The organism is Kosakonia oryzae, from assembly GCF_001658025.2.
Lineage (GTDB): Bacteria > Pseudomonadota > Gammaproteobacteria > Enterobacterales > Enterobacteriaceae > Kosakonia > Kosakonia oryzae.
This window is the reverse complement of sequence record NZ_CP014007.2, coordinates 3056372-3080889: the sequence shown is the minus strand read 5'-3', so window position 1 is coordinate 3080889 and position 24518 is coordinate 3056372. Positions and strand designations below refer to the sequence as shown.

The window sequence follows — 24518 nt, the reverse complement described above, 5'->3', positions numbered from 1 at the left end:
CGATGAGCAATAACCAGTACGGCGGAAAACCGCGTATTCGCGTGACCTCTGACGGGCTAATGAACGTCATGACCGGCATGGGTACAGATCGTGACCGCCGCATGTTTAACCGTTTCCAGTTCGGCATGATGCAGGATTTTGGCGAACTGGAAGCCGCATATATCGAAAACTGGATCGCCCGCGACATCATTGATATTCCGGTTGACGACTCAACGCGCGAGTGGCGGGAATTTGCCGCTGACGACGCCACAGCCATTCGTGAGGCAGAAAAGGCGTTTAACGTTCAGGGGGTGACGCAGGAGGCCTTCAAGTGGGCAGGAATGTACGGTGGCGCGGGTGTGCTGATGATCACCGATCAATCGTTCGATGCCCCACTGGACGTGAAAAGAATCAAAAAGGGTTCACTGCGCCGTTTGCTGGTGCTCGACCGCATGTTTATCAACGGCCAGCAATTCAACGTCACAAATCCGCTGGAAGAAAATTACATGCTGCCGGACTACTACGTGGTTAACGGCGGTACTCAGCGCATTCACTACAGCCATTTCGTCAAAGCACCCGGCGCGCCGTTGCCTATGCGTTTGCGCATGATCAACGGTGGCTGGGACGACAGCCGTCTGCGGCGCTGCCTTGAGGATGTCAAAGACGCTGTCAGCGCAAAGGGCGGTATCGCGGCGCTGATTCAGGAAGCGAACATTGATATTATCAATCGTGAGAACCTCGCCTCCGATCTGTCCTCTGGTGATATGGATGAGTCGATAGCCCGCCGCTACAACATTTTTGGCATGATGAAATCCCTTTACCGACTGGCACTGCTGGACAGTAAAGAAGTTTTTGAACGCAAGCAGATTTCGTTCGGCGGACTGGGTGAAATTCTTTCATCCCTTATGGAATGGACATCCGGTGCAGCGGGCATTCCGATGACACGATTATTTGGTGTTCAGTCAAAGGGAATTGGCGACTCCGGCCAGGGCGATATGAACAACTACTACAACACCATCAGGGGCGGACAGGAATCAAAGTATCGGCCATTTCTGAAACGCATTGATGAAGTCCTGATCCGCTCAACGCTGGGCACCATGCCGGACGGACTGGATTTTGAATTTTCTCCGCTGGCGCAGCCGACCGACACCGAACTGTCAGCGCAGCGACTCGCTGACGCACAGGCGGATGATATTCGTCTGCAACAGGGGGTAGTGAAACCGTCTCAGGTAGCGCGAAAACTCATGGAGCAGGGGATCTATGGTATCGACGAATCTGATATTGCCGACATTGAGGCAGACGAAAAAGCCGAGCGAGGCGGCGATTATCAGTTCCGGCTCGGCAATGCTGGCGGAAATCCTGAAGAAGACCCCACCACGCCGACGGGCACCACTGAGACCGGCGAGGCAAACTGACGAAACTGAACGTTACTACAATGGGCAGTTGCGCGATATTGTCCGGCAAATGGCGCAGGCGATTGATGAGGCACTGATCCCGGTACTGTGCCGTGAGTACACCGCCGACAGCCGTTTAACCGATATCATCATGACCTCAATCCGGCAGGCGGCGGACCGGTTCTTCTCTGTTGCGTTTGGTGCAGCAACAGCAAAACTGGCTCAGCGCGTCGTCAGCCGGGCCGACTCCGAAAGTTCAGCGGTGTTTGTTGAGCAGATTAACCGCGCGCTGGGCGTTGACATGACCGGCCTGATGGTTAATGGCGGGCTGGTGGATTATTTCGACGCATCGGTCGAGCAGAATGTCGCACTGATCAAATCGCTGTCATCAGACTACTTCGACGACATTCAGCGGCAGGTCATGGATGGCATTCTGCGGGGCGACTCGCTGACCACGATTACCCGTAATCTGCAAAACACCACCGGCGCGACGTACAACCGGGCAAAACTCATCGCCCGTGACCAGACCGCGAAAATCCGTAGCGACATCACACGCCAGCGCCAGCAACAGGCAGGCATTGACCGGTTTCGCTGGTCAACGTCTCAGGATGTACGCGTCAGCGGCAACCCTGCAGGGCGATATCCGAAAGCAAAAATCAAATGCTTTCACATCGCCAGGCAGGACGTGGGCTACGGACCCGGCGTTTATCTCTGGTCAAAAGGCGCAAGCTTTAACGGCGAAACCGGCCTGTTTCCCGGGCGTGCGCATATTAATTGCCGTTGCACTCCCACCCCACTGATACAGGGACTCGATTACTAACCATCTGGAGTAACACGCATGCGGATCACAGTCCGTGACCGCGTGGCCTTCCCCGTCACATCCCAGCGCGAAATCACACCTGAGGGCTATCTCAAAGTCCCCGGGCGCGTTGCCCGTTCCGGTATTCAGCAGTATCTGGCCGCCGAGCTGGGGTTAACGGACAGGCCACCCGGTCAGATCGTTAATGTTTATCGTCCGCCAGAAGAGGTTTTTAAACCTGAGAGCCTGGCGAGCTACGACAACAAAGACGTCACCATTGATCACCCCGATGACCTCGTGGATTCCGGGACGTTTAAAGAGGTGACTGCCGGCCACGCGATTTCGCCGGGCCGCCAGGATGGCGATTTCGTCGTTGTAGATCTACTGATCAAAGACCAGGCCGCGATCGATGCCATTGACCGCGGTAAGGCGGAACTGTCAGCCGGTTATACCTCCGAGTATGACCATACCCCCGGCACGGCGCCGGATGGCACCCCGTACGAGTTCATTCAACGGGACATCACTATCAACCACATCGCACTGTGTGACCAGGCCAGGGCCGGGCATCTGGCGCGATTGTTCGACCATAAACCAACGGGAGCAAAGCCCATGCCATTTAAAGTTGTTCTGGATTCAGGCGTGCGGGTGGAAGTGGCTGATGAGGCAACTCAGCAGTTGATCCAGACCACCATCGACAACCTGAAAAAACGCGTGAAAGACGCGGAGGAGGAAAAAGAAAAGGCCGAAGCTGAGAAGGATTCGGCAGAGGAAGAGCTGGAAAAAGAGAAGGCCCAGTCTGACGCCAAAGACGAAGAGATCGAGGAACTGAAAGAGAAAACTTCCGAAGATTCGATTTCTAAACGCGTGGCGGATTTGCTGGCGGTGCGTGACTCAGCCGTGAAGGTGGCGGGTGCCGGTTTTACCTGCGATGCAACCGATCCTCTGAAAATCAAACGTGCTGCGCTGGATGCCGCGGGTATCAAGTGCCGCAAATACGAATCATGGGACAAAGCACCTGATGCGTATGTCACGGCTTATTTCGATGCGGAAGAAGAGCGCAAAGAAAACGATGACGACGATGACGAGGACGATCCGGACAGCAAACAGCGCTCCGATGACTCGCTCTTTAATTTCAGCCGCGATATGCGGGGCGCGAAAACCACCGGGGCGCAGGCGACCCGTGACAGCGTCCGTCAGTCCTGGCTCGATAAACGCTACGGCAAACAGGAGGCCAAATAATGGCTATTGCTCAGAACAATTTCACGCTTTATCGCGGCAAGGCGTACGAGGGGCAGATTTCCACCACTGACGTGGTTGAAGTGGTATCGCGGGTTGTTGAATCTGCGCTAGTTCCGTTTGGCCGTGCGGTGATCCGCGGAACCGCTGCCCGCTCATGTGCACCGGTGACTGCCGCCACTACGGCAGAGGACATTATCGGGTTTTCCGTCCGCTCTCTGGCTGAATTCAGCAACAGCTCACCAACAAACCCGGATGCCTATGCAACGGGTTATCCGGTGAGCCATGTCGCTTCCATTTTGCATCGTGGTCCCATGTTCGCGCTGTGCGTGGATGGGGCTAACGCGGGTGATTCGGTGATCGTTATCACTGCGGCCGGTGACAATCTGGGGCGTTTATCCGCCGGGTCCGCTGCGGGGGTGACGCTCAATTTTGTCCGCTGGGTTGATGATGTGGTTGCCGGTGAAATTGGTGAAATCCGCGTTGATGGCGTTCTTGCTGCTCCTGCTGCTGGCAATTAATAAAGAGGTTAATAATGAAGCGAAAATTTTCTGACGCTGCTGTTTTCGACGTGTCGCCGGTCGCGGCGCTGTCGTTCCTGATCCAGCAGGCCGCGTATGTCGAAGCGGAGATCTATCGGCTGGAGTATCCGCAGTTCAAATATGGCACATTGCTGCCGCTGGATAACAGCGCGCCGGACTGGGCAAAAATGGTGGTGTTCCGCGCGATTGATGCCCGTGGTGAATTGCAGGTGCTTGGTCCGAACAGCACCGATGTTCCGACCGTTGACATTGCGATGTCGCAGGGTTTCAAAGAAATCACGACCGCAGCACTGGGTTACACCTATTCTCTGGAAGAGATCGGCTTTGCCATGCTGAACAACGTTAACCTGGACGCCGAACGCGGGCAGGCAGTACGTGATGTCGTTGAGCAGGGGCTGAACAAAATCTATCTTCTGGGCGATAAGGGGGTGGGAGAGGGACTTTATAAAAGTCCTAATGTTGGCGTGGAGTCGGCATCGTCTACTCTGGCCGCGCTGGTCGCCGCAATTCCAACCTATGGCGCGCAGCCGATTATCGATTTCTTCGGTAATGCTTATAACCAGGTCTATCTGGAAAATACGCTGACCGTTCATCGACCAAACGGATTTGTGATCCCGTCAGAGCAGTTCCAGTTGCTCCAGCGAACCCTGCTTTCAACCGCAAACGCCAGCAACGTTACCCTGCTCGAATTCCTGCGCCAGAATTTCCGCGATATGGAATTTGAGGACGACATTCTGCTGAAAGGCGCGGGTGCAGGTGGAACCGATCGCATGATGGTCTATAAGAAAGACCTCCGTGTAGTCAAAGGACACGATGTGATGCCGTTGCGTTTCCTGGCTCCGGCCACGGCGGATAACATCAACTTCAAGGTACCGGCGCTGCTGCGTACCGGCGGGACGGAATGGCGTATTCCGAAAGCGGCTCATTACGTGGATGGGGTGTAACGATGGCTGAACTGTTTAATCTTCATTCTGCACCGTTGACCGTTACTGATGCGGTGACTGGCAAGCGTATCACCATCCAGCGTGGTCATTCTGCTCTGGTGGCGGGTGATTTCCGTGATCACCTGTTCGTTAAGGCCAAATTGTTGCGTGCAGAGCATGACGAGAGCGACGAGGCGCTGGCACAGCAGAATGCCAGTGAAACGGCAGTGGATATCGTCGCGTTGCGCACCCGGTACGAAGAGGTGCTGGGCAAAAAGGCACCATCGGCGGCTAAAGCAGAGACACTGCAAAAGGCCATCGACGAGGCGCTGGCGCAACAGCCGGATCCCTCCGGCAGTACTGCTGAAACCGAATAAACCCCGTCCTGGTGACGGGGTTTTGCTTTATGGGGGTAACGATGGAGATCACGACGCAAATTGTGACTGATTTCCGGGCGTATTACCCCGAATTCGGCGACGTGGCGTTGTGGCCGGATTCTGGGGTGATTACCGCACTGGCAGAAGGCGATGCAGAAACCGGCAAGCGCTGGGGCATCTATCCAGACGGTCGGGTGGTCAGCATCAAAAAGCGCGGCATGTTCGCGTTTGCTGCCCACAGACTGGTGATGCGTAAACGTTCCGCCGGGGGTGATGTCGGGGCCGCTTATGCCATTTCTGGTAAGTCTGTAGGTGATGAATCCACGTCGTTCGCTGTGCCGTCGGTGACGATGGATGATTTGACCATCAACGGCGATTTGCCGCTGACAGCGTACGGCGTGGAATTTATGCGCCTGCGCCGCCGTGCAGGCACCGGGGGACTGATGATATGAAAATCAATGCAGAAGTGCATGGCGGCAACAAAATCGCCCAGAAGCTGAAGCAGATTCAGGACCGACTGACGGCAAAACGCCGGGTGCTTGTGGGATTACCCGCTGGCTCCGGTAACTACGAAGACGGCGCGCCGTTGGTGGTCATTGGTGCGGTGCAGGAATTCGGCTCCGCAAACGGTCTCATCCCCGAACGCTCTTTCCTGCGCGTCCCTCTGCGCCAGAATCAGGACAACATCAAAAAGGGCTTTCGCGCCCTCTCAGGAAAGGTTGCCCGCGGAGAAATTACGGCATTCCAGATGCTCGACCAGATCGGTGCCCGGGCGGCGGGGTATTGCCAGGAAGCAATCAGTGCCGGAATTGAGCCGGCAAACGCACCGTCAACTATCGCCCGCAAGGGATCTGCAACGCCACTCATTGACACTGGCGCATTGCGGCAGGCTATCACCCATGTAGTGGAGGATTAACGATGTTCGGAAATGGTCTGGATATGAACGGCCATATCGATTCGACATTCAATTCTCCCGTTCCCGGCGGCGCGCGAATAATCCGGGCTGGTGCAGGTGGTTACACCGGACCCGGCGGGCGATGGGCGGATTCGCCGGGTGAAACCGTCGAACTGACGCGCGTTAACATTCAGCCTGCGAAGTGGAAAGACATGCAGATGCTGATTGGCATGGGTGGCACGGCGAATCCACAGGATGCGCGGGTCATTCATATCAACGACGGCGTGAATTATCTCTGGCCGGACGACAATGGAAAATTTGCCGATTTGCTCGAGTTCAGCGATGGGCAGGTGATGCGCCAGTGGCGGGTGATGTCCTGTGACAATCGTCCGTGGCGAAATTTCTGCCGCGCGGTGGTGGAACGATACCGGGGGACGGGCTGATGGAGCGCATCGACGAACTGTATACCGTTTTTCAGGAACTGGTGGCGCTGGCGTCGGGTGTGGATACCGTCATTCTGGCTGACCAGGGCCGCGATGCGCCAGCCGGGCTTTATGCCACCTACAAACCTATTCCGATCCGTGCATACGGCTGGTCGCAGCGACAACGCGAACTCATTCCGGCAACGGAGGAAGCCGATACATCGCTGGGGCAGTGGCAGGATCTGCGTGAAACGATAGTCACTTCAATGGAATTTATGTTGTCGGTGAACATCCTCAATGAGGGTGCGGATACAGCCATTCTGCGATTGCATAACGCCAATTTTCGCCAGCCGGTGAGTGAATTCCTGTACCGCAATGATATTGCCTGGCGTTACGTCAGTGGATGCAGAAATCTCACCGGAATATTACAGGCGGGGATCCAGCCGCGCTGGCAGGCAGATATCCATCTGTTTATCGAACACACCCTTTCTTACGAGCTGCTGCGTGCAGCGGGGTTCAATATTCAATTTATCAATGAGGGGTAAACCTCCCTATGGCTTATTCAGTCGATAATATTATCCCCATCAACCTGCTGTTGAGTCCGGCTGGCCTGGGGTATGCAGATTTTTCGAGCGCACTCGTTTTTGCTGATGCTGCCGATCTGGTTCAGGGGGCGGTGTTTGAGGCTGATACTTTTCGCGATTACGGCTCTGTAACAGACGTGGCGGCGGATTTCAAAACCGACAGCGACATTTACCGCATTGCCACCCGCTATTTCGCCAACGTGCCTAAACCGCCGACCATTACGGTATGGATGAAAAACGAAAATGACACGCTGCTGGAAATCATTAACAGTGCGAACGATCGACTCTGGCGCTACCACTACTTTTTCAAACACGCAGACATGACGGCGGTCATGTTACCGGATTTGTCCGACTGGTCTGATGCCGCCAGCCATCCGTTATGGTTCACGTTCAGCGATGACAACATCATCGATCAGAGCACCACGAATGATGTGATTTCTACTCTGAAAGCCAAAGGCAACCGCCACGTGTTTGCCGGGTACAAATCAGCATCCTCAGTGACCGCTGACGCCTCTCAGGCCTACGCGATGGTGCAACTGGCCGCAGCGTTCCACAAGTTTCGTCCGACTGGCGACAATACTGCCATCACTGGCGAGTATCAGGTATTGCCTGGTATCAGCGGTGACGATCTCACGACCAATGCCTATAACGCGCTGAAAGCGAAAAATGCGGTGTTTTTTACACAGATCGAACTGGCGGGGGAAACCGACAACAGCCGCGTAATTAACAGCAAATCGATGTCGTCTTATAGCGAGTTTATCGATGACGTGATCAATCTGGATGTGCTGAAAAACCATATTCAGGTGGATGGCTATAACTACATCGCTAACGCTGGTTCAAAACGTGCACTGACGCCTCGCGACTATGCCGGATTGCTGTCTGCCATCACGGCCACCTGCAAACGTTTTTATGATAACGGTGTGCTGGGTACGGGGTCATACGTCGATCCCGACGATGGTCAGACGAAAACAGCGCAGTTTGGTTTTGTGCTGCGGTCCTCCCCTGAAGATGTCCTCAGCCTGACATCCAGCCAGCGCAAGCAGCGCGTCTATCCGCCCACTTCCCTGATGGTCATTCTGTCGCGTGCCGGGCACGTGGCTGAAATCAATATCACCGTGGAGTAATACACTATGACAATGAAACGGTATGGCGCTGACGGCGCCAATTTAACCGTGTTCGGTATTCCGATTGACGATTTCGGCGACACAGATCCACCGATCACGATTGAGGATCTGGAGCCGCGCGCCACCCTGAAACGCGGTATCGGTAAAACGTCTGTACGCCTGGACAGCCAGACGCGCCCGAAGCGCCTCACCATTAACCTGATCCCCGGTTGCGATCAGGTGCGCCAGATTCTGGCAGTGGCAAAGACGGGCGTGGACGCCTCCTTTACATTTTTTCAGACGGGCACGGCAGAAACCGTCATGGGTTTTGATGGCGTTCTGGTGAACCGCGGCTCAATGGGGCGCGGTGGTAAAACCAGCGTCAGTGACGAGCAGTTTATTTTTGAATTTGCAGACAGCGAGGAAACCTGATGGGGCGCAGAATTGAAATTGAAATCGATGGCGCGACGTACAGCGGTGTGACCGCATCGGCAAAAGACCAGGTGGAAATGTTGCAGATTTCCGCGCAGGCTGGTCTGCTGCCGCTATTGGGGGAGGGGGTGACCCCGATGGGCATTACCGTCGCCATGGCTTCGCTGGACGGTGGGAAAACAGCCCGGCTGAAAGAACTGTGTATCGTGAAAGGAAAGATTGTTCGCGATTCTGATGGTGTGCCGGTAGCTGAAAACCTCTTTCAGGATGCCGCGCATAACTTCCTGCTGCTGCTTGGCCGTGCGCTGAAGGAGAATGTCGGCCCTTTCTGGCAGCTCAGCGAACAGAGCGAAAACGGCGCAGGGGCAACGCCGACCATTCCGTAACTGTCAAAGACTGGTTTCTGTGGCGTCCATGTGTGGGGGCGGGTGATGCCTGCCCGCCACTGGCGAAATGGTCGGATATGCTCGACGGAACGTATGCAATAGACGATGTGCAGGCCATGCACGATGTGCTTGATGATCTGATTGAACAGTTTGAGAGAGCAAGAGAAAACGCAAAATAAGCTGGTGATTCGCGCTGGCAATGTTGATCTGACAAACCCAAAGGCTCGCCCCGGCGGGTTTTTTATTGCCCGGAGAAAAGTAAATGGCGGAAAGTTCAGAAACCATTGATTCACTGCTGGTGTCTCTCGGCCTTGAAACCGATGCAAAATCATTCGAGAAAGGCGCTACCGCCATAAAAAGCGTCACCGATGGAATGCTTCAACTTGCCGCCATTGCCGGTGTTGGGATGGGCATGAAAGCCCTCACCAGTGGTGTTGCTAATTCTGCACTGGAAATGCAGCGCCTCAGCAATAATACCGGTTTTACGATCCGCCAGATTCAGGGACTGGAGATGGCAATGCGACGGCTTAATCTTTCTCCTGATGCTGCACACGACATCGCTAAAGCGATCCCCGATTTACAGCGCAAAGCCCGGTACGGGGAACTGAATGATAAGGCGTACTGGAACGGAGCGTTTAACCCTGGCGAATTCGCGAATATGGCTCCGGATCAGGGGTTACAGTATCTGTCCGATGCTTATCAGAAGATGAATCGCGATCAACGAGCATTTTTGCAGGAAGGTGCAGGGCTGGGGCGTGACTCACCGATCACTCGTCTGCTGGAGATGGGGCCAAAATTCCTCAGTGATTCTCAGGCAAAATCCGACGCAAACCCGTATAAAATTGATGCTCAGTTATTAAAAAACTCTCAAATATTTAACGACGAAATGGCGGATCTAAGCCGCAATTTTGAGGTGCTCGCTTACTCAATGGGCAGTAAATTGTTGCCGATCGTTAATTCAGTTCTTGATGTCATCAATAGTTTTATTAAAGAAAACCCTGGTGTTTCACAGGCTCTCCTTACGGCGGGTGGTGTCGCAGGCACCGCTGGCGCATTGAAAATCGGCGGGCGCCTGCTTGGCTTTGGTGGTGGTTCATCTTCAGGCTCGGGGGGCGGGTGGCTATCCCGATTTCTTCTCAATCCATTTACCGTTGGCGCCGCTGCGGCGATCACCCCCGGAAACGCCTTTGTTGATGAGAAAGATGCGCGCGCCATGAGCAATCCCGCACTTAACCGGGGGCGCTCTGATGGTGGGGGCGTCACGCCTTATGAGGCGTATTTAAGACAAAAAAAAGGCGGTGATCTTCATGGCGCGATCGATAACCCAAATGCCCGCGCCTATCTGGATGCCATTTCGCGCGCTGAGGGAACCGCGGCCCTTCCTGGTGGTGGCTATAACACGATGTTTGGTGGTGAACAGTTCGGCGATCTGTCTGACCATCCACGAGTATTGAAACCATTCCGACAGACAGACGGAACAATGAATCAGACGTCGGCAGCCGGGCGTTATCAGTTCACGCAAACATCATGGGATGAGGCAGCGCAGGCACTGGGTCTCACCGACTTTTCACCACGAAGCCAGGATATGGCGGCCCTGTGGCTTATCCAGCGGGCGGGGCAACTGGATAATGTCCTCAGTGGTGACTTTATGACGGCGACAAACCATCTCGGTGGTGTCTGGGCATCGCTGCCGTCATCGCCCTATGCTCAGCCCAAACGCAGCCAGGAGGAAATGGAAAATTACTATATTCCGGATTATGTCCAGCGCCGTAGTCAGGCGCCCTATAGCCCGTCAGTCAGCCGCTCTGAGTCGTCGCAGCCCACGCAGGTTACCCAGCGAAACGAGTTTAATATTTCTGGTCTGGGACTGGATGAAAAACAGGTGAGACACGTAGCAGAGGAAGTGGTTGTTGAAGCTGCAAACACGCTGGAGCGTTCATTCAATAAAAACAGAGGGTGATCATGTCAATCGTCGGAGTGTTCACTAAGTCCCTCCCGGAAATAGGCGGGATTTTTTTTGACGCAATACTGGAGGAGACCAGCGAACAACGGACTAACGTTAGTGAGTATCCGCTGGAAAATGGCCAGACGGCAAATGACAACGCCGTAACGCGACCGATGACGGTCACGATGACGGTGGCGATCTCTGATAACCCGGTTAAGGCATTGATGGATCAGGCTGGTGATCTGTCCGGCCTGGCCGGGATTGGTGCGGGCGTGGCGACTGGCGCCGTCAGCTCGCTGTTGGGGGGCGGCGCGGCTGCACTGGCCGGGATTGCAGCCTCCGCAGGGCTGGCTTTTGCCGTTTCCGGACGTCAGCGCTCAGAAGAGGCTTTGGTTAATCTTCGACGCTTACAGCGCTACAACAGCATATTAACGATTGTCGGCGTCAATTCATCTTACGATGACATGATCATCACCAACACCCGCGTGCAGAAAAGCAAGGAAAACGAGGGCGGGCAGGAAATCGTCGTCGAAATGCGCGCGCTGTTGATAAAAAACCGTAACGACAGCCCGGCGACGATAAACAGCAGGCTGCCTGCGGGTGACACCGCGGCCACACAGGGGCAGGCGAACGTGCATTTGGGCGAGGTGACACCGCAATGAAAACCATCCCCCTGACGGCAGGCCTGGCCGATTTTTCTTTTACCTCAACACTCAACGATACGTTGCTTCAGTTCAATATCCGCTGGCTGACGCGGTACGGTTATTTCGTGGTGGATATCCGGAATGCCAGCAATGAGCCGATCGCTCTGGGGCGGGGTCTGCATGTCGGAGTGAACCTGCTGGCAGGTCTGAACAGCACTATCGGCAAGATCGTGCTGGAGGGTGAAACGCCAACGATCGCCAATCTGGGCGTAACAAATAACCTGAACTGGTACCCCAATGACTGAATTATTTGGACGCGCATATCATCTGGAAATTACGTCAGCGGAAGGCAATAAGTTGATTTGCGACCCGCCCACGCAGGTTCGGTTCCTCATTACCAACATGCCACAGGACAGTGTGGCGACAGCCATGATCATGATTTATGGCGTCTCCAGTGAATACCGGCAGCTTATACAGCGCTGGGATAAAAAGCGCCTCCGTTATGGAACTGTGCGCCTGTCTGCCGGGTACGATGAATCTTCAGGTGAAATTTATACCGGGCAAATAAACAGCGTCGAAGTAGGGCGGGACGGCGTTAGCGTCTATTTACGGCTCAACTGCTGGTCAGTGATGTGGACTGAAGCGTCCACAGGTAAAACCTGGGGGGAGAAAGCGCGCGCCATCGAGATTCTTCAGGATGTGGCGCGTTCATTCGGGAAGCCGGTGCAGACGATAGGCGATTTTTCCGATTTGCCGGTTTTCAACCACGGTTACACAATGGCCTACACCTCCAGCCGCGCGTTCCTCGACAGAATGAAATCGGCGTGGCGCTATGACTGGTTATTGTCTGAAAACCGGACGGTGATCATCCGCGATGGGGCTACGCGTCCGACAACGTATGAAATCAATGTCGATAACGGCATGGAGGGCGTGCCGCGCTGGTATCAAAAAGAACTGGAGGTGGATGTTCGGATGAACCACATCATCCAGCCCGGAGACCTGATCAAAATCCGTTCTGATTTCTGGACCATCAACTACAGCGGCATGTACAACACGGGTCTGAATGACATGACGAATATTCAGCGCCGCACGGGCTCGTTTCGCGTACTGTCCACCACGCATCAGGGGGATCTCTGGGGTGATGACTGGCGAACGACATTACGATGCTTATGGAGCACCGCCCAGTGAAAAATACCAATCCGCTATTCAGCGCTGTCCAGTCTGCCGGGATGAGTATTATCAGCGACCTTATGATCGGTATGCCCGGTCATGTCATTGCTTTTAACGCTGACACGCAACGTGCGCAGGTTGAGTGCGGCATTCAGCGCCAGATGCCCGATGGAACGCTCGAAACCCTGCCACTGCTGGTTAACGTACCTGTCAGATTCTCCGGATCACCAGAGTGGGCTGTTTTCCATGAACTGCCCGTTGGCACAGAAGGGTATATCCATTTCAGCCAGCGGTCGGTTGATGCGTGGCTGGATATGGGCGGACCGGCACAACCTGTCGGGCCTGAGATGTTCAGCGCCAGTGACGCGTTTTTCTCGCCCGGCTACCGCTCAGCAAAAACGGCCATTCCTGGATTGCCGTCCAGCGGGATCGGCATAAGCAATCGCGATGGTTCGGTTCGCCTCCATCTGACCGACGGCGGCATTGTGCTGACGTGCGGCGGGCAAACGCTGGAACTCACCGCGAGTGGGCTAACACACAACGGTATCAACATCGGAAGCGACCACATTCATGGCGGTGTTGAGAAAGGCACAAGTAACACCAATGGCCCACAGTGAACCCATCTCATTACAACTTCACGCCCTGGCATTTGCCGGGGTTTTTTATGGAGTCTGATCCGTGATCCGAAATTTTGTGGATGGCGATATTGTCACACATGGCGACCACTTCGCGGTCGGGAAAGAGGCAACGCGGCAGGGCATTATCCGCCGTCTGCGTTTGTTCCTCAGGGAGTATTTTCTTGATTCAACGGAGGGTACCCCATGGTTTCAGAACATCCTCGGCAAAACACAGGCAGATATCGCTGCTGCCAGTATCAAACAACGTATCCTGACCGCGCCAGGCGTTATCGGCATCTCTCAGTTTGAATTCGATATCGATCAGAAAACCAGAAAAATAACCGTTTTCGCCTCACTGGTGGACGTCAATAACGAGCAATTCGAATTGTTCTTCAACGAGGAGATCATCTGATGGCGGAGATCACCAAAGACGGAGCGGTGGCTCAGACGCTGAATGCGTATCTCACCGTAATGCGTCAGCGCTATCTGGATATTGATGATGGCTGGAATATTAACCCGGAATCACCTGACGGGCTGATTATTGCGGCATGGTGTGAAACGCTGGCAAACCTTGATGAAGCCGTTATTAACGCCTATCACTCTGCTGACCCGAATTCAGCGATTGGCCAGCAACTCGATCGCATTGCGGCATTCGCTGGTATTACGCGGCAGGACGCCACGTTCTCCACGGCTACTGTGGTGTTCACTGGCACGCCGCTTGTGGAGATCCCCGCGGGCACACTGGTGCGTAACCGCATAACGGGGACGCTGTGGGCCACCGATACGACGGTCGCGACCAGTAACGCCGGAATTGCGACGGTAAGCGTGACGTGTACCACTGCCGGTGCGGTGGGGGCCAACAGTGACAATCTGTCGATCATTGCCACGCCAGTTGGCGGAATCACATCCGTCACTAATCCGGATTCCGCATCGCTGGGCGCGGACGAGGAAACAGATGATACATTCCGGATCCGGCGTAATGAGTCCGTGGCGCTGCCCGGCAATAACCAGATTGACAACATTTATGCCGCGCTGGTCAATCTCGATGGCGTAAAAAAGGTGAGGATTTATGAAAACGTCGATGATGCTCCGGATGAAAACGGCGTGCTGGGCCATTCGATGGCGATTTTCATTGATGGTGGCGCTGTGGATGAGATTGTGTCCACGCTGGCGGTGCGGAAAAGCCCCGGTTGCGGGCTGAATCGCTATAACACGGGGATTCCGAACCAGATTAGCATCGATACAACAACGCCAGGCGGAAACCCCTTCAATGCGACGTTCTTCAGGCCGGAATATGTATCCGCCCATGTCCGTGTGGAGATCGTCTCTGATTCGCTGTCCGGCGCCAACGATGATGAAATCAAACAGGCAATCATCGATTACTCGCTGCAAGGCTTTCCTGAAACAAACGGATTCGCAAAGCAGGGGTTTCGTATCGGCGAAACCATCGGTGCGGGCCGCCTGTACACGCCAGTAAATAAAATTGTTGGCAGTGATGATTACGTTGCTGCGATCACCGTCGGGAGCAGCGCTGGCGATGTAACTCACGGCATCATTCCGATCGCCTTTAACCAGTTGGCCGTGTTCTCGATGGACGCGATTGAGGTGTCTTATGCAACACCGTAATAAGGCGCTGACGCGAGCTTACTGGCAGTACAAAAACGCGCCAAAACTGATTGCGCTGCTGCTGGCGCTGCCGGATATCGCGCAGGCCAGCATTGAGGATCAGCTGGCAAAAATACAGGTCATGCTGGATATCGACAGCGCGGAAGGTGAGCAACTCGATATTTGCGGCCGCATTGCGGGGTACACCAAACGGCCGGTCGGGACATTTTACCCGGTATGCGTCCCTGCGGCGGTGAGTGATGACCTTTTCCGCCGGATGATCAAAGCAAAAATATTCAAAAACAACAGCATCGCGACGATTGATGAAATCAAACGCGCCACTGATTACATCCTGAATACGGCGGCGCGAATACTGGATGGCCAGGACATGGCCATGCGTCCGGTATTTTTCGAATATCTGGATGTTGGTTCGCAAAAACTCGTCGCTGATTACGATCTGATACCACGCCCGCAGGGTGTCGGGATGAGACAGGCCCGCACCCTGACTTACAGGCCTTTCGGTTTCAGCCAGCACTACAGCAATTTCCGCGCGCCGTTCTGGCACGGTGATGGCGTTAAATTTTATGCCGGGCTGCAACTGGTGATTATCTGGTCCGGTGATGTGGTATCCGGCACGCTGACGGCAAATCCGGGTGTCAGCGTTTCAGATATCGATGTGACACTGATTTACACCGCATCCGGTGCCAGCACATATCAGAGCGCGATCACTGATACAGAAGGGCGGTTTACCGTCACACCGCCGGTCGCTGAGCCGTTCAGCGTCATCGCCCGCGCGCAAGTCTGGACGCCGCTCTGCGAATGGGAAAGCGTTGAGAGTGCAGAAGTAACAACGAACATTTTTCACAACGGGGCCGTGACGCATAACGGCCTGCACACCCACAGAGGTTGACATGCCGAGTATCACCGAACTGAATGAATTCACCGCCGACATCCCGCTGCTGGAGCTGGATACGCCCGCGCGCGGATATGATGGTGTGGATATCGGCCCGGACAACGAGCAGGCGCAGCGGCTGGCGAACCGCACGAAATGGCTGAAACAGCGCGTTGATAACCTGCTGACGGCGCAGGTGCGTTCCGTCAACGGTAAATCCGGTACCGTCACGCTGACCGTGAATGATATCGGCGCGGATCCGGCGGGAACGGCGGACAGCCTGCTGACGGCGCACGAAAACGATGCTGACCCGCATCCTCAGTATTTCAACGAGGCGCGCGGTGATGTGCGCTATGTTGAGGTGTCACTCGCGAACACCGCCAACGGCTGGCTGCAACTGGACGCGTCCGGAAAAATCCCAGCGGCGCAACTCTCCACCATCGCATCGCGTTATGTCGTTGTTGCTGACCAGGCCGCACGTCTGGCGCTGGCGTCGTCGGCAAACCTCACCATCTGCGCTCAGGCGGATATCGACACGCTGTTTTATCTCAATGGCGGAGATAATCCCGCGGTGGCCGCTAACTGGGTGCAGGGACAGTCAGCCACGGTTTCCGGCGTGTCATCTGTATTCGGGCGTACCGGGGCCGTGACGGCACAGGCGGGGGATTACAGCGCTGACCAGATTAACGAGACGGCTGAGCGGAAATTTGTCACCCCGGCAGAGAAATCGGCGTGGAGCGCAAAGCAGGACACGCTGATGTCCGGGAGCAACATCCGCTCGCTGTTCGGTCTGTCGTTGACCGGCTCCGGTAACCTGGCGCCGACGCCGGCGCAGATGGGGGCTGCTGCCGCACAGCACACGCACGCCGTTGCCGACATTTCTGATTTCACACAGCAGACGCAGGCACTTATTGTTAACTCACTGGAAGCCGGTCCCGGCGTCACGCTGGGACAAAGCCCGGTCAGCGGGAAAACCATTATCAGCGCATCCGGCAGCGGTGCGGGGGGCGGAGGCGGTTATATCGTTGTTGACCGCGCCGGTGCCACGGCAGGCCAGGTGCATTCCTTCAGTTTTGCCCCACAGTCCGGTTTTAATTTATGCGCGTATGCGCTGAAGTCCGAGCAAGGGCAGCAGAATAAGTCGTACACTCAGGACGCTTTTTCCGCAGGCAGTGAGGCCAGTTTTAATACCACAGCGGATATCGTCTTTAACGCTAAAATGGGGCTGATCACGCAGTTAAATTACGTCACTGCCGCGGATGGGGGGCTGTTCAGTGCGGAGGTGCTTAAAAAGGGAAAATCCCTCGTCCTGTCCACCAATGCGGACAACAGCATCGTTCCCAAAATGACAGCCAACAACGCACCTGCCGGATATACGGTGAGCGCAAGCAGTGTGTATGATTCAGGCTCTCCGGCTTATTCGGCATTTGACCGGGTAGCCACTACTGCATGGGTGACATTATCCGGCCCGACGCAGTGGATTCAGATCAAATTACCTGAAGCCAAAAAAGTGAACCGCTTCAGGATCACAAACCGGACTGTGTCACAGCCCTTCCAGAATAACCCCAGAACATTTGCCCTGTACGGAAGCAATGACGGCACAAACTTTACTTTGCTGGCCAACGGGACAAGCACCAGTAACGTCGGTGATGCGCAGACAACAGTCACTATTCCGGCGCCGGCCGCCTGGCTTTATTACCGGTTAACGGTGACCGCCGTATTCCAGTCCGGGTCTGTGACACTGGGTGAACTCGAGTTGCTGGGCGATCCCTCCACCCGGTTCCTGTTAAATAGCAGTGACGGTAAATATTACACTGTGGTCAGCGGCGCGCTGTCAGAGGTTGCAGGCGCGATTGACAGTACCGTCATTGCAAATCAGGGCGTGGCCAGCGTTACCCTGACGGAGGCTATGCAGCAGCAACTGGGGGATTCATACAAAGTGGTTACCGGCGAAAGTGTGGAGATTAGCGGGGTGTTAACCCCCGACGACCAGATTGTGTTGCCGCTGGAACTGACAGGCGCGTCAGCATGGAGCACGATCAACAGCTCGACCATCACAGCCAGCCTGTCCGGCGCTGGCGCTGCACGGGTGGCCGTGACCAGGGATTTAACCGACTACGTTGTTTTTGACGGAACTACATGGGTCAGTATCGGGGCACTGACTGCCGATACGGCGGGGGCCGAAAAATTAATCGCTCAGGGAATGACCGCGGCGGCAGTGCCAGCCCTCACTGCCGCCCAGTGGGCGCAACTGTGGCCTGCGGGTGTGCCTGACCGGCTGGCTTTTGCGTATGCGTTGCATATTGCCGATGCGGCAGCCGATAAAGCGGAAATCGCCAGCAACGTGCTTAATGTGAACGAAGTTTCTGCCTGGAAGTTACAGACGCCCGCGGAAGTGGAAATCCGCTGGTATGCGGACAGTGTCAGTTTCAAAACCACCACTGCCGGTGATTACAAACTGGCGTATCAAATCCCGGACTAACCACCGCTAACAACCCACTCAACACATCTTCAGGCCGCATATCGCGGTCTTTTTTATTTTCTGGAGTACTGAATGGATCAGAAATTTTTCCGTGTACCGTTCGCATCGGTCGGTGATCGACAGACCATCCCGGACGTTGCACCAGGTAACGGTGCGGTAAGTTATCCCTCTGGCTGGGGGCCTGACTACGCAAAAGATCCCGGTGCGGATGCCAATGCAAAACCCGTTGAGCGCGAGGCCATGAACGCGGTGCTGAACGCCATTACTGGCGCGATTCGTCAGTACCAGACGAACGGCTATCCCGAGTGGATTACTACCGCGAACAATAACGGGGCTTCTTTCGGTTACGATGCGGGCGTGGTGGTGGATTATAATGGCGAACTGTACCTGTCGCTGGTCAGCAACAACAGCGCAACGCCGGGTGCTGATGCGACGAAATGGCAATTGTATATTCAGCGTGAGGCAACCGAACAGGAAGCTCTGGCCGGTGATGGCAGCGTGCAGGTAATGACGCCACGCCGGGTAAAACAACTGGCCGACTATCTGGATGACCAATTACATCAAACCATTACCACAGCAATGGCTCCGTATATTTTGCCGGTCGGGGCAATCATCCTGTGGGGAAACACCACGCCGCCTGATGGCTGGCTGGAACTGAACGGCCAGACGTTCGATACCGCAGAGAACCCTGAACTGGCTGTGCTGTACCCATCCGGACGCGTACCGGACTGGCGCGGACGGTTTGTGCGAGCCTGGGCACATGGTTCCTCGATTGATCCTGACAGTTCGCGCACTATCCTGTCCGTTCAGCAGGATGCCATGCAGGACCATACGCATTTTGCAGGCGCGGAAACCGGTTTTCATGACGGCGTTCCCGGTGCACCAACCCGCAACACTCCGGGTGGGGAAGATATCAGAACCTACTCGGCCAGAACCGGGCAGGTCAATGCGTACTGGGGGGGAGCGAGAGTATCAGACGAAACCCGCCCGAAAAACGTCGCGGCGATGTACATCATCAAGACGGATAAGGCTGAATCGGAAGCGGGCGCGGAAACACCCTCTGCCATTGTTATCAGCCCCGCTTCGGTGACGATGAATGCGGGAACTACGCGGCAGTTTACCGGCACGATTTTGCCGTCGGCGCTGGCGGCGGGTTATCCGGTATCATGGGCGGTGTCAGATCCATCGCTGGGCAGTATCAACAACAGCGGGCTGTATACCGCGACGGCGGGGAAATCCGGCACCCAGACCATAATCGCCAGTATCTCCACCGGTCTGACGGCAACAGCCGCTGTCACGCAACAGCTTTACCTGACCTCGATCGACATCGGTGCAGTACCGGCTGGCCTGCTGGCAGGTAACAGCTATCCCCTGACCATCAACTATTCTCCGGCGAATTACACAGAGACGGTTAACTCTGCGTCCACGGATGCATCTGTGGCGACATTATCCGCTGATGGTACGCTGACGGTCAGTGGTGCGGGTACGGCCACACTGTCACTGACCGGAGCCAGTTCCGGCGTCACGGATTCGATCACAATCACGGCAACGGAAGAAGTTATCCAGGAAACCCGTCTTCTGATCGTCAACAACCTGTCCGAAATAGCGGCCAGCGGCGGGGATGCGCAGGCGGAAGCGCGCGAAAATCTGGGGCTGGGGGCGCTGGCAACGAAAGATACCCTGACGGCGGCCGACACGGGTGCCGTTCCTCAGGACACGCAATCGCTCGGCACGGCGGATTTGAACACTGTGGTTTCTCCGGGGCGTAAGTTCCAGTCCCTGACGGGCAACGCCACCTCGGAGCGGCATTATCCCGTGTCACTGGCGGGCATGCTGGACGTTATCCGGACCACGGAAACCGGCATCCGGCAGATTTACTACCCGTACAACACCACGGACGTTCATCACCGCTACTGCGAGGACACTACGGTGGCCACGCCGGTATTCAGTAACTGGTCATTAAATGGTTCGGGGGATTATCTGGAAGCTGCAAATAACCTCTCTGACGTGGCCGATGCTGCAACGGCGCGGCAAAACATCGGGGTGAGTTACACCATATCGACCGATACGGCCCCCGCAGACTCGAGCGGATACGCTGCTGGTCATATCTGGTACCAGATTGAGGAAAGCTGAACCATGCCCATTTACCGTAAAACTGCAGGGGGCGATTTCGCCCCTGTCAGCGCGCTGAATATCAACGAGGGCGGCGAATTTAAATCCGTGATCGCAGCATGGGTGAACGACGGCGGGACATTCAGGAAAGTGTTTCCTTCTGTCGTTTATGTGGATCCGGCTGCGGATTATGACATGGCTGGAGCCACCATTCCGACGCTGACCCTTTCCCGAACCTCAGAAAGCGCTACGCAGAACGCCTGGAAAATAAACAAACTGGTCATTCCCCTCAAGGTAAACCTCGCCTCCAGTAATACGGATGTGGACTGGTCAGCGCTGGATATCATTGCCATCGATACACAGGAGGTGCTGCCCTTTGGCGTCTGGTCCACGGGTACATCGGATGAGATGTGGACTAAGGTAGAGCTTAAAGATGGCGTGGTGACCAATACCCGGATGAATGGGGTAACCGTTGCGGTTAACCCGTCCAACCACTGTCCACCGCCGCGCGACTGGATAAGCCAGTTATCATCCAGCAGTACCGGCACAGAGATGTATATCAAATACGGATGGTATGATTATACGGCCTTTTATGGCAGGCAGATCGGTATCCGCTGGCGCTGGCACAGCCAGCAGAACGGGAAGTATTACGAGCATATTTTTACTGACGAGAATATGGTGCTGAATGCACTGAGCTGATCTTGGTTGCCGCATCATAACTTATGCGCGCTGGTGCGGTTGCCTGGTGATTCGGGTTGTTGGTTCGTTAATCAACGACTGGACACTATGGCAATTTTCTATCAGTATTTTCATCCAGTAAGGCCTTCAACAGGATGAAGCTGATGGACACGGTGGAAGAGCTTAATGGAACTTACTTTTATCACGGACATACTAATGTATCCGCTGGTGAGTTGTTTAACCTTATCTTCCTTGAAAACTTCGCGGACAGTTTTGGTTTAGATGTTGCGTCTGCTGCAATGGTTCTTATCGGGCAGCCATACATACCGGTTTCAGGGAAGCTGGCGGCGGGGCAGAATACGCCGGGAACCAGCATTGCCTCAATCGTCAGCAGGAAGATTTTAAGAGATGCCCGTTTCCCATTCGGCTGGCGGCCACTGGCACCCGTGGGGAAACTCCGTTCTCTTAAAATGGTTCCCTCGAATAAGATTGCTACCTTTGTTGGCAGGTATATTCCTTACGTTGGGTACGCGATGGCCTTAGTGGCTGTCCAGCAGGTGATGAGCAAAACACGAACACAATACAATCTCATTGCCAGACCTCAGGACCGCATTAAATGGACGTATTTCTAATGGCCGATCGCGATTTCGAAAAAGAAGTAATTGATTATCTGATGGAACGCTACCCCATCAGAGCGCATTGGTTTAAGCCCGGATACAAGCAAATTACCAAAGACTGGACGCTTAACGATGATTTCCGGCTGGTTCCGGAAGATGCGGAAGATATGCTCCTGGACGTGTTCACACATTTCAATATTGATTACAGTGGTATGGATACCCGTAATTATATTGAATATGAGTACCCGTTCTGGCAGAAAAAACCAGAGATAGAAATAAAACCACTAACGGTAGCAATGATTATTGAATCGGCCAAAGCGGGTCGCTGGTTGTATGACTGACAACACCTTCATTAAGGATAAGGATAGCATTGCATCGACCCGTTGAACTCACAGCGAGAGGCGGAAGTTGGCAGGGCACGAGTATCTATCTAAAGGTGTTCGTCCAAAGAAATTATGTTCAGGCTCTCCCTTTATAATTCATCGACCATATACACCTTAACGCTGTGTCAACAATTGCCGAGTAAAGTCAGTTTACATGCGCATCTATCAGAAGTATTATTATCAAGTAAAGATGTACATGGCTGAGATTAAAACTTGGCATCAAGGTAAAATAATTACACTATAATTAATTTTAGCGGTGTGGTTATTTCATTAGACTTGAGGTTATTAATAAATGAAACTGGATTCCATACCATGAAAAGAGAAAAATCCATATTTACTAACTCTAGGCTTTATCCTCAGTCATATGAAGCACATGAATCTTTCTTAAAATACCTTTTGCTTACCGTAGAAAAACCGTACAGGTTTCTTTTTAAGAAAAACGAAGATAAAATAATCATTGAAGACATTCAATGCATGAATGACATAATTGATAAAATTGATAAAAAGTGTGCAAGAATAAGTCTTGAGCTTGAATCATATAGTACTATCCCCAAACTTATCGAGATTTTATCTAAATATTACTACACTACAGATTATAGTAATTTTGATTTGCCATATCTAGGTATTGGAGCAAAATCCGCGTTATGCTATTTATACGGCAATATAAGTACTGGAACAGGCTCTGCTAATAGCAAGGTCTTTCAGTTTATAGAATATTGCATGCTTAAAGAAAGTTTAATTGGATTGAAAAATCTTATCATTATCCATCCTGAGGAAGTAATAGAACTAACTTGTTATGGCGCGCTATTATCTGATAGGTTGAGAGTGATAGCCATTGATCTATCGAGTGTTAACAAGTCAGAACATAGAGGTTTACGGCTAGGAAAGTACGGTGCTGATTTGTTTCTGAATAAACACTCAGACTTTCTACGAAGTGTAATTAATGTTATTAATACAAGAAATAATTCTATTCCTGATATTTTCAAGAAGACACCTTTTGAATATATTCCATTTCATGTTGAAACCAAAGATTTTTGGATAAAAAGTTATTTATATTTAAAGTTATTGGTTTTTATAGCATCAGTTAGGAAATCAATAGAAGACTCGGATTATATAGGGGTGGTTATTCTTAATGACTGCGCTATGATATTAAATGAATTAAATATTCCACTCATTGAAAAGGACTTGCAAAGATTAAATATGACATTTTTTTGGCAAAGGCCGTGGTTCAAAAAAAGAATAGGCAATTGGAATAGTAATATGATCAATGAAAGGCCTATAGTTAGGATTGATAATAATTCAAAAGGTCTATATGCCACATCTGTAACTATAGTTTGTGATTCATTTAATTGGTTTTTGGAGTCATCTGTTTTAAATTACTCAGAAAAATCAGCGGGTGTAAACTTACCTCAGGGAATTTTTCAAAATGCAGTGTCAAATAAATTTGAAGAAGATGTCATTTCCTTTTTAAAAGAACATGACTTTAGGGCTGGGAAAGTTAGTGAAAATGCCACATGGTTTGTTGAAACACCAACTAAACTCACAAACATCAATAATGAAAAAATCCCTGGTGAGATTGATTGTTTAGCAGTCAAAAACGGAACTGTATTATTAATTGAATGCAAGGTACTTACAGATGGGGTAGATGAAAATAAAATTCGCAATTTATCGTCCAAACTTAATGAAGATGATCAAGAATTGTTTTTCTATAAGCAAGAATCTAAATTCAATTGGTTGATGAATACAGTTGAATTTAGAAACAACTATGATTTTATAAAAATAATCCTTCTCGATAAAAAACATTTGGCGCGAGTAAGTGACACTCACATAGTATTGACGTTTGACGAACTTAAAGAAATGGTTAGTTAAGCAGCGAGTGTAATATAATTGCTCGTCTATATTTTAAAAGTTTTCAATCCAACTACTCAACAGCAGGAATTTTCTGATTCCTGCATTGCTCCTATTTTTGTCATGTTAAGATGTCTGGCCGGACAGATGTCATTTTCGCAAAGAAGTATCATATGGAAATAAGGTAACTCATTCATTTAATTATCTATGGCAATCGATTCTTATTGTGATTGTGGTGTCTGATTAGTTTTTTTCTTACGGTAAATATCTAATATATAAAAATACCAACTCTCCGTGCTCAGCGATTTTTTCCAGCAGCAGGTCGGTGGATCTGACTTGGCCCCCAATTTAAGAAACGTCCGCTGTTGGCATAGAGTTGCCTGTCAGATTAGGTTTGGCTCTGTGCCATAGCTGTGTCAGGTCAAATCTGAGCTAATACAGTTAAATAGTGTG

27 protein-coding genes are annotated in these 24518 nt (G+C 52.9%); all 27 read left to right on the top strand.

From position 1 onward, the window contains the following. Window positions 1–2: 2 nt before the first annotated feature. The 27 genes from AWR26_RS14655 to AWR26_RS14525 all read left to right on the top strand — a co-directional run bounded on the left by AWR26_RS14655 (window position 3) and on the right by AWR26_RS14525 (window position 24086). Window positions 3–1394, top strand: coding sequence for a DUF1073 domain-containing protein (locus tag AWR26_RS14655; RefSeq protein ID WP_064566927.1), 1392 nt, complete (start codon window positions 3–5; stop codon window positions 1392–1394). Continuing rightward, window positions 1324–2193 carry a phage minor head protein gene (locus AWR26_RS14650; protein ID WP_244256190.1) on the top strand — a complete coding sequence of 290 codons (870 nt, stop codon included), beginning with the start codon at window positions 1324–1326 and terminating at the stop codon, window positions 2191–2193. The genes AWR26_RS14655 and AWR26_RS14650 overlap by 71 nt, the downstream gene beginning before the upstream one ends. Before the next feature lie 18 nt (window positions 2194–2211). Further along, on the top strand, window positions 2212–3411 hold the full coding sequence (locus tag AWR26_RS14645; protein ID WP_064566924.1) for a DUF2213 domain-containing protein: 1200 nt from the start codon (window positions 2212–2214) through the stop codon (window positions 3409–3411). Continuing rightward, entirely contained in the window at window positions 3411–3929 is a 519-nt protein-coding gene (locus tag AWR26_RS14640; RefSeq protein WP_064566922.1) for a structural cement protein Gp24, read from the top strand. Before AWR26_RS14645 ends, AWR26_RS14640 begins: the two co-directional genes overlap by 1 nt. A gap of 14 nt (window positions 3930–3943) precedes the next feature. Further along, entirely contained in the window at window positions 3944–4894 is a 951-nt protein-coding gene (locus tag AWR26_RS14635; RefSeq protein WP_007374698.1) for a DUF2184 domain-containing protein, read from the top strand. Between the two features lie 2 nt (window positions 4895–4896). After that, window positions 4897–5250: a hypothetical protein gene (locus AWR26_RS14630; RefSeq protein WP_064566921.1), complete on the top strand. Its 354-nt coding sequence runs from the start codon at window positions 4897–4899 to the stop codon at window positions 5248–5250. 41 nt (window positions 5251–5291) lie between these two features. Then, a complete protein-coding gene (locus AWR26_RS14625; RefSeq protein ID WP_064566919.1) occupies window positions 5292–5702 on the top strand; it encodes a DUF4054 domain-containing protein in 411 nt (136 codons plus the stop codon). After that, complete coding sequence (locus tag AWR26_RS14620) at window positions 5699–6166, top strand: hypothetical protein (RefSeq protein WP_064566917.1); 468 nt, start codon at window positions 5699–5701, stop codon at window positions 6164–6166. The genes AWR26_RS14625 and AWR26_RS14620 overlap by 4 nt, the downstream gene beginning before the upstream one ends. A 2-nt stretch (window positions 6167–6168) precedes the next feature. Continuing rightward, window positions 6169–6588: a hypothetical protein gene (locus AWR26_RS14615; RefSeq protein ID WP_064566915.1), complete on the top strand. Its 420-nt coding sequence runs from the start codon at window positions 6169–6171 to the stop codon at window positions 6586–6588. Further along, window positions 6588–7112 carry a phage neck terminator protein gene (locus AWR26_RS14610; RefSeq protein ID WP_064566913.1) on the top strand — a complete coding sequence of 175 codons (525 nt, stop codon included), beginning with the start codon at window positions 6588–6590 and terminating at the stop codon, window positions 7110–7112. The genes AWR26_RS14615 and AWR26_RS14610 overlap by 1 nt, the downstream gene beginning before the upstream one ends. Before the next feature lie 8 nt (window positions 7113–7120). Beyond that, window positions 7121–8275 (top strand): DUF3383 family protein, encoded by a 1155-nt coding sequence (locus AWR26_RS14605; RefSeq protein ID WP_064566911.1) that lies wholly within the window; start codon window positions 7121–7123, stop codon window positions 8273–8275. Window positions 8276–8281: 6 nt separating this feature from the next. Then, a complete protein-coding gene (locus AWR26_RS14600) occupies window positions 8282–8686 on the top strand; it encodes a hypothetical protein (RefSeq protein ID WP_007374705.1) in 405 nt (134 codons plus the stop codon). Continuing rightward, window positions 8686–9072 (top strand): hypothetical protein, encoded by a 387-nt coding sequence (locus AWR26_RS14595; protein WP_064566910.1) that lies wholly within the window; start codon window positions 8686–8688, stop codon window positions 9070–9072. Before AWR26_RS14600 ends, AWR26_RS14595 begins: the two co-directional genes overlap by 1 nt. Window positions 9073–9334: 262 nt before the next feature. After that, window positions 9335–11032, top strand: coding sequence for a glycoside hydrolase family 24 protein (locus AWR26_RS14590; RefSeq protein ID WP_064566908.1), 1698 nt, complete (start codon window positions 9335–9337; stop codon window positions 11030–11032). A 2-nt stretch (window positions 11033–11034) separates the two neighbouring features. After that, window positions 11035–11679, top strand: coding sequence for a phage baseplate protein (locus AWR26_RS14585; RefSeq protein ID WP_064566905.1), 645 nt, complete (start codon window positions 11035–11037; stop codon window positions 11677–11679). Continuing rightward, entirely contained in the window at window positions 11676–11966 is a 291-nt protein-coding gene (locus AWR26_RS14580; protein ID WP_007374712.1) for a phage baseplate plug family protein, read from the top strand. The genes AWR26_RS14585 and AWR26_RS14580 overlap by 4 nt, the downstream gene beginning before the upstream one ends. Further along, entirely contained in the window at window positions 11959–12849 is an 891-nt protein-coding gene (locus tag AWR26_RS14575; RefSeq protein WP_064566903.1) for a phage protein, read from the top strand. The genes AWR26_RS14580 and AWR26_RS14575 overlap by 8 nt, the downstream gene beginning before the upstream one ends. Then, entirely contained in the window at window positions 12846–13448 is a 603-nt protein-coding gene (locus tag AWR26_RS14570) for a Gp138 family membrane-puncturing spike protein (protein ID WP_082934104.1), read from the top strand. Before AWR26_RS14575 ends, AWR26_RS14570 begins: the two co-directional genes overlap by 4 nt. 61 nt (window positions 13449–13509) lie before the next feature. Then, the gene (locus tag AWR26_RS14565) at window positions 13510–13860 is read left to right on the top strand and encodes a hypothetical protein (RefSeq protein WP_064566899.1); all 351 of its coding nucleotides are present in this window, start codon (window positions 13510–13512) and stop codon (window positions 13858–13860) included. Further along, on the top strand, window positions 13860–15074 hold the full coding sequence (locus tag AWR26_RS14560) for a baseplate J/gp47 family protein (RefSeq protein ID WP_064566897.1): 1215 nt from the start codon (window positions 13860–13862) through the stop codon (window positions 15072–15074). The genes AWR26_RS14565 and AWR26_RS14560 overlap by 1 nt, the downstream gene beginning before the upstream one ends. Further along, window positions 15061–15963, top strand: a complete 903-nt coding sequence (locus AWR26_RS14555; RefSeq protein WP_064566896.1) for a DUF2612 domain-containing protein — start codon at window positions 15061–15063, stop codon at window positions 15961–15963. The genes AWR26_RS14560 and AWR26_RS14555 overlap by 14 nt, the downstream gene beginning before the upstream one ends. Before the next feature lies 1 nt (window position 15964). Then, window positions 15965–18427: a discoidin domain-containing protein gene (locus AWR26_RS14550; RefSeq protein ID WP_064566894.1), complete on the top strand. Its 2463-nt coding sequence runs from the start codon at window positions 15965–15967 to the stop codon at window positions 18425–18427. Between the two features lie 72 nt (window positions 18428–18499). Further along, entirely contained in the window at window positions 18500–20560 is a 2061-nt protein-coding gene (locus AWR26_RS14545) for a tail fiber protein (protein ID WP_064566892.1), read from the top strand. A gap of 3 nt (window positions 20561–20563) precedes the next feature. Beyond that, window positions 20564–21238, top strand: coding sequence for a hypothetical protein (locus AWR26_RS14540; RefSeq protein ID WP_064566890.1), 675 nt, complete (start codon window positions 20564–20566; stop codon window positions 21236–21238). A 143-nt stretch (window positions 21239–21381) separates the two neighbouring features. After that, window positions 21382–21849 carry an STM2901 family protein gene (locus tag AWR26_RS14535; protein WP_064566888.1) on the top strand — a complete coding sequence of 156 codons (468 nt, stop codon included), beginning with the start codon at window positions 21382–21384 and terminating at the stop codon, window positions 21847–21849. Beyond that, on the top strand, window positions 21849–22175 hold the full coding sequence (locus AWR26_RS14530; RefSeq protein ID WP_244256189.1) for a DUF1493 family protein: 327 nt from the start codon (window positions 21849–21851) through the stop codon (window positions 22173–22175). The genes AWR26_RS14535 and AWR26_RS14530 overlap by 1 nt, the downstream gene beginning before the upstream one ends. Before the next feature lie 354 nt (window positions 22176–22529). Further along, entirely contained in the window at window positions 22530–24086 is a 1557-nt protein-coding gene (locus AWR26_RS14525; protein ID WP_064566883.1) for a hypothetical protein, read from the top strand. Window positions 24087–24518: the final 432 nt, after the last annotated feature.

Bases quoted from the DNA above. Each gene is read 5' to 3' on its own strand.
- AWR26_RS14600 (WP_007374705.1), top strand. From the start codon at position 8,282: ATGACAATGAAACGGTATGGCGCTGACGGCGCCAATTTAACCGTGTTC.
- AWR26_RS14580 (WP_007374712.1), top strand. From the start codon at position 11,676: ATGAAAACCATCCCCCTGACGGCAGGCCTGGCCGATTTTTCTTTTACC.
- AWR26_RS14640 (WP_064566922.1), top strand. From the start codon at position 3,411: ATGGCTATTGCTCAGAACAATTTCACGCTTTATCGCGGCAAGGCGTAC.
- AWR26_RS14615 (WP_064566915.1), top strand. From the start codon at position 6,169: ATGTTCGGAAATGGTCTGGATATGAACGGCCATATCGATTCGACATTC.
- AWR26_RS14595 (WP_064566910.1), top strand. From the start codon at position 8,686: ATGGGGCGCAGAATTGAAATTGAAATCGATGGCGCGACGTACAGCGGT.
- AWR26_RS14590 (WP_064566908.1), top strand. From the start codon at position 9,335: ATGGCGGAAAGTTCAGAAACCATTGATTCACTGCTGGTGTCTCTCGGC.
- AWR26_RS14525 (WP_064566883.1), top strand. From the start codon at position 22,530: ATGAAAAGAGAAAAATCCATATTTACTAACTCTAGGCTTTATCCTCAG.
- AWR26_RS14620 (WP_064566917.1), top strand. From the start codon at position 5,699: ATGAAAATCAATGCAGAAGTGCATGGCGGCAACAAAATCGCCCAGAAG.
- AWR26_RS14535 (WP_064566888.1), top strand. From the start codon at position 21,382: ATGGACACGGTGGAAGAGCTTAATGGAACTTACTTTTATCACGGACAT.
- AWR26_RS14550 (WP_064566894.1), top strand. From the start codon at position 15,965: ATGCCGAGTATCACCGAACTGAATGAATTCACCGCCGACATCCCGCTG.
- AWR26_RS14545 (WP_064566892.1), top strand. From the start codon at position 18,500: ATGGATCAGAAATTTTTCCGTGTACCGTTCGCATCGGTCGGTGATCGA.
- AWR26_RS14585 (WP_064566905.1), top strand. From the start codon at position 11,035: ATGTCAATCGTCGGAGTGTTCACTAAGTCCCTCCCGGAAATAGGCGGG.
- AWR26_RS14630 (WP_064566921.1), top strand. From the start codon at position 4,897: ATGGCTGAACTGTTTAATCTTCATTCTGCACCGTTGACCGTTACTGAT.
- AWR26_RS14655 (WP_064566927.1), top strand. From the start codon at position 3: ATGAGCAATAACCAGTACGGCGGAAAACCGCGTATTCGCGTGACCTCT.
- AWR26_RS14555 (WP_064566896.1), top strand. From the start codon at position 15,061: ATGCAACACCGTAATAAGGCGCTGACGCGAGCTTACTGGCAGTACAAA.
- AWR26_RS14625 (WP_064566919.1), top strand. From the start codon at position 5,292: ATGGAGATCACGACGCAAATTGTGACTGATTTCCGGGCGTATTACCCC.
- AWR26_RS14575 (WP_064566903.1), top strand. From the start codon at position 11,959: ATGACTGAATTATTTGGACGCGCATATCATCTGGAAATTACGTCAGCG.
- AWR26_RS14635 (WP_007374698.1), top strand. From the start codon at position 3,944: ATGAAGCGAAAATTTTCTGACGCTGCTGTTTTCGACGTGTCGCCGGTC.
- AWR26_RS14530 (WP_244256189.1), top strand. From the start codon at position 21,849: ATGGCCGATCGCGATTTCGAAAAAGAAGTAATTGATTATCTGATGGAA.
- AWR26_RS14540 (WP_064566890.1), top strand. From the start codon at position 20,564: ATGCCCATTTACCGTAAAACTGCAGGGGGCGATTTCGCCCCTGTCAGC.
- AWR26_RS14610 (WP_064566913.1), top strand. From the start codon at position 6,588: ATGGAGCGCATCGACGAACTGTATACCGTTTTTCAGGAACTGGTGGCG.
- AWR26_RS14645 (WP_064566924.1), top strand. From the start codon at position 2,212: ATGCGGATCACAGTCCGTGACCGCGTGGCCTTCCCCGTCACATCCCAG.
- AWR26_RS14650 (WP_244256190.1), top strand. From the start codon at position 1,324: ATGCTGGCGGAAATCCTGAAGAAGACCCCACCACGCCGACGGGCACCA.
- AWR26_RS14560 (WP_064566897.1), top strand. From the start codon at position 13,860: ATGGCGGAGATCACCAAAGACGGAGCGGTGGCTCAGACGCTGAATGCG.
- AWR26_RS14605 (WP_064566911.1), top strand. From the start codon at position 7,121: ATGGCTTATTCAGTCGATAATATTATCCCCATCAACCTGCTGTTGAGT.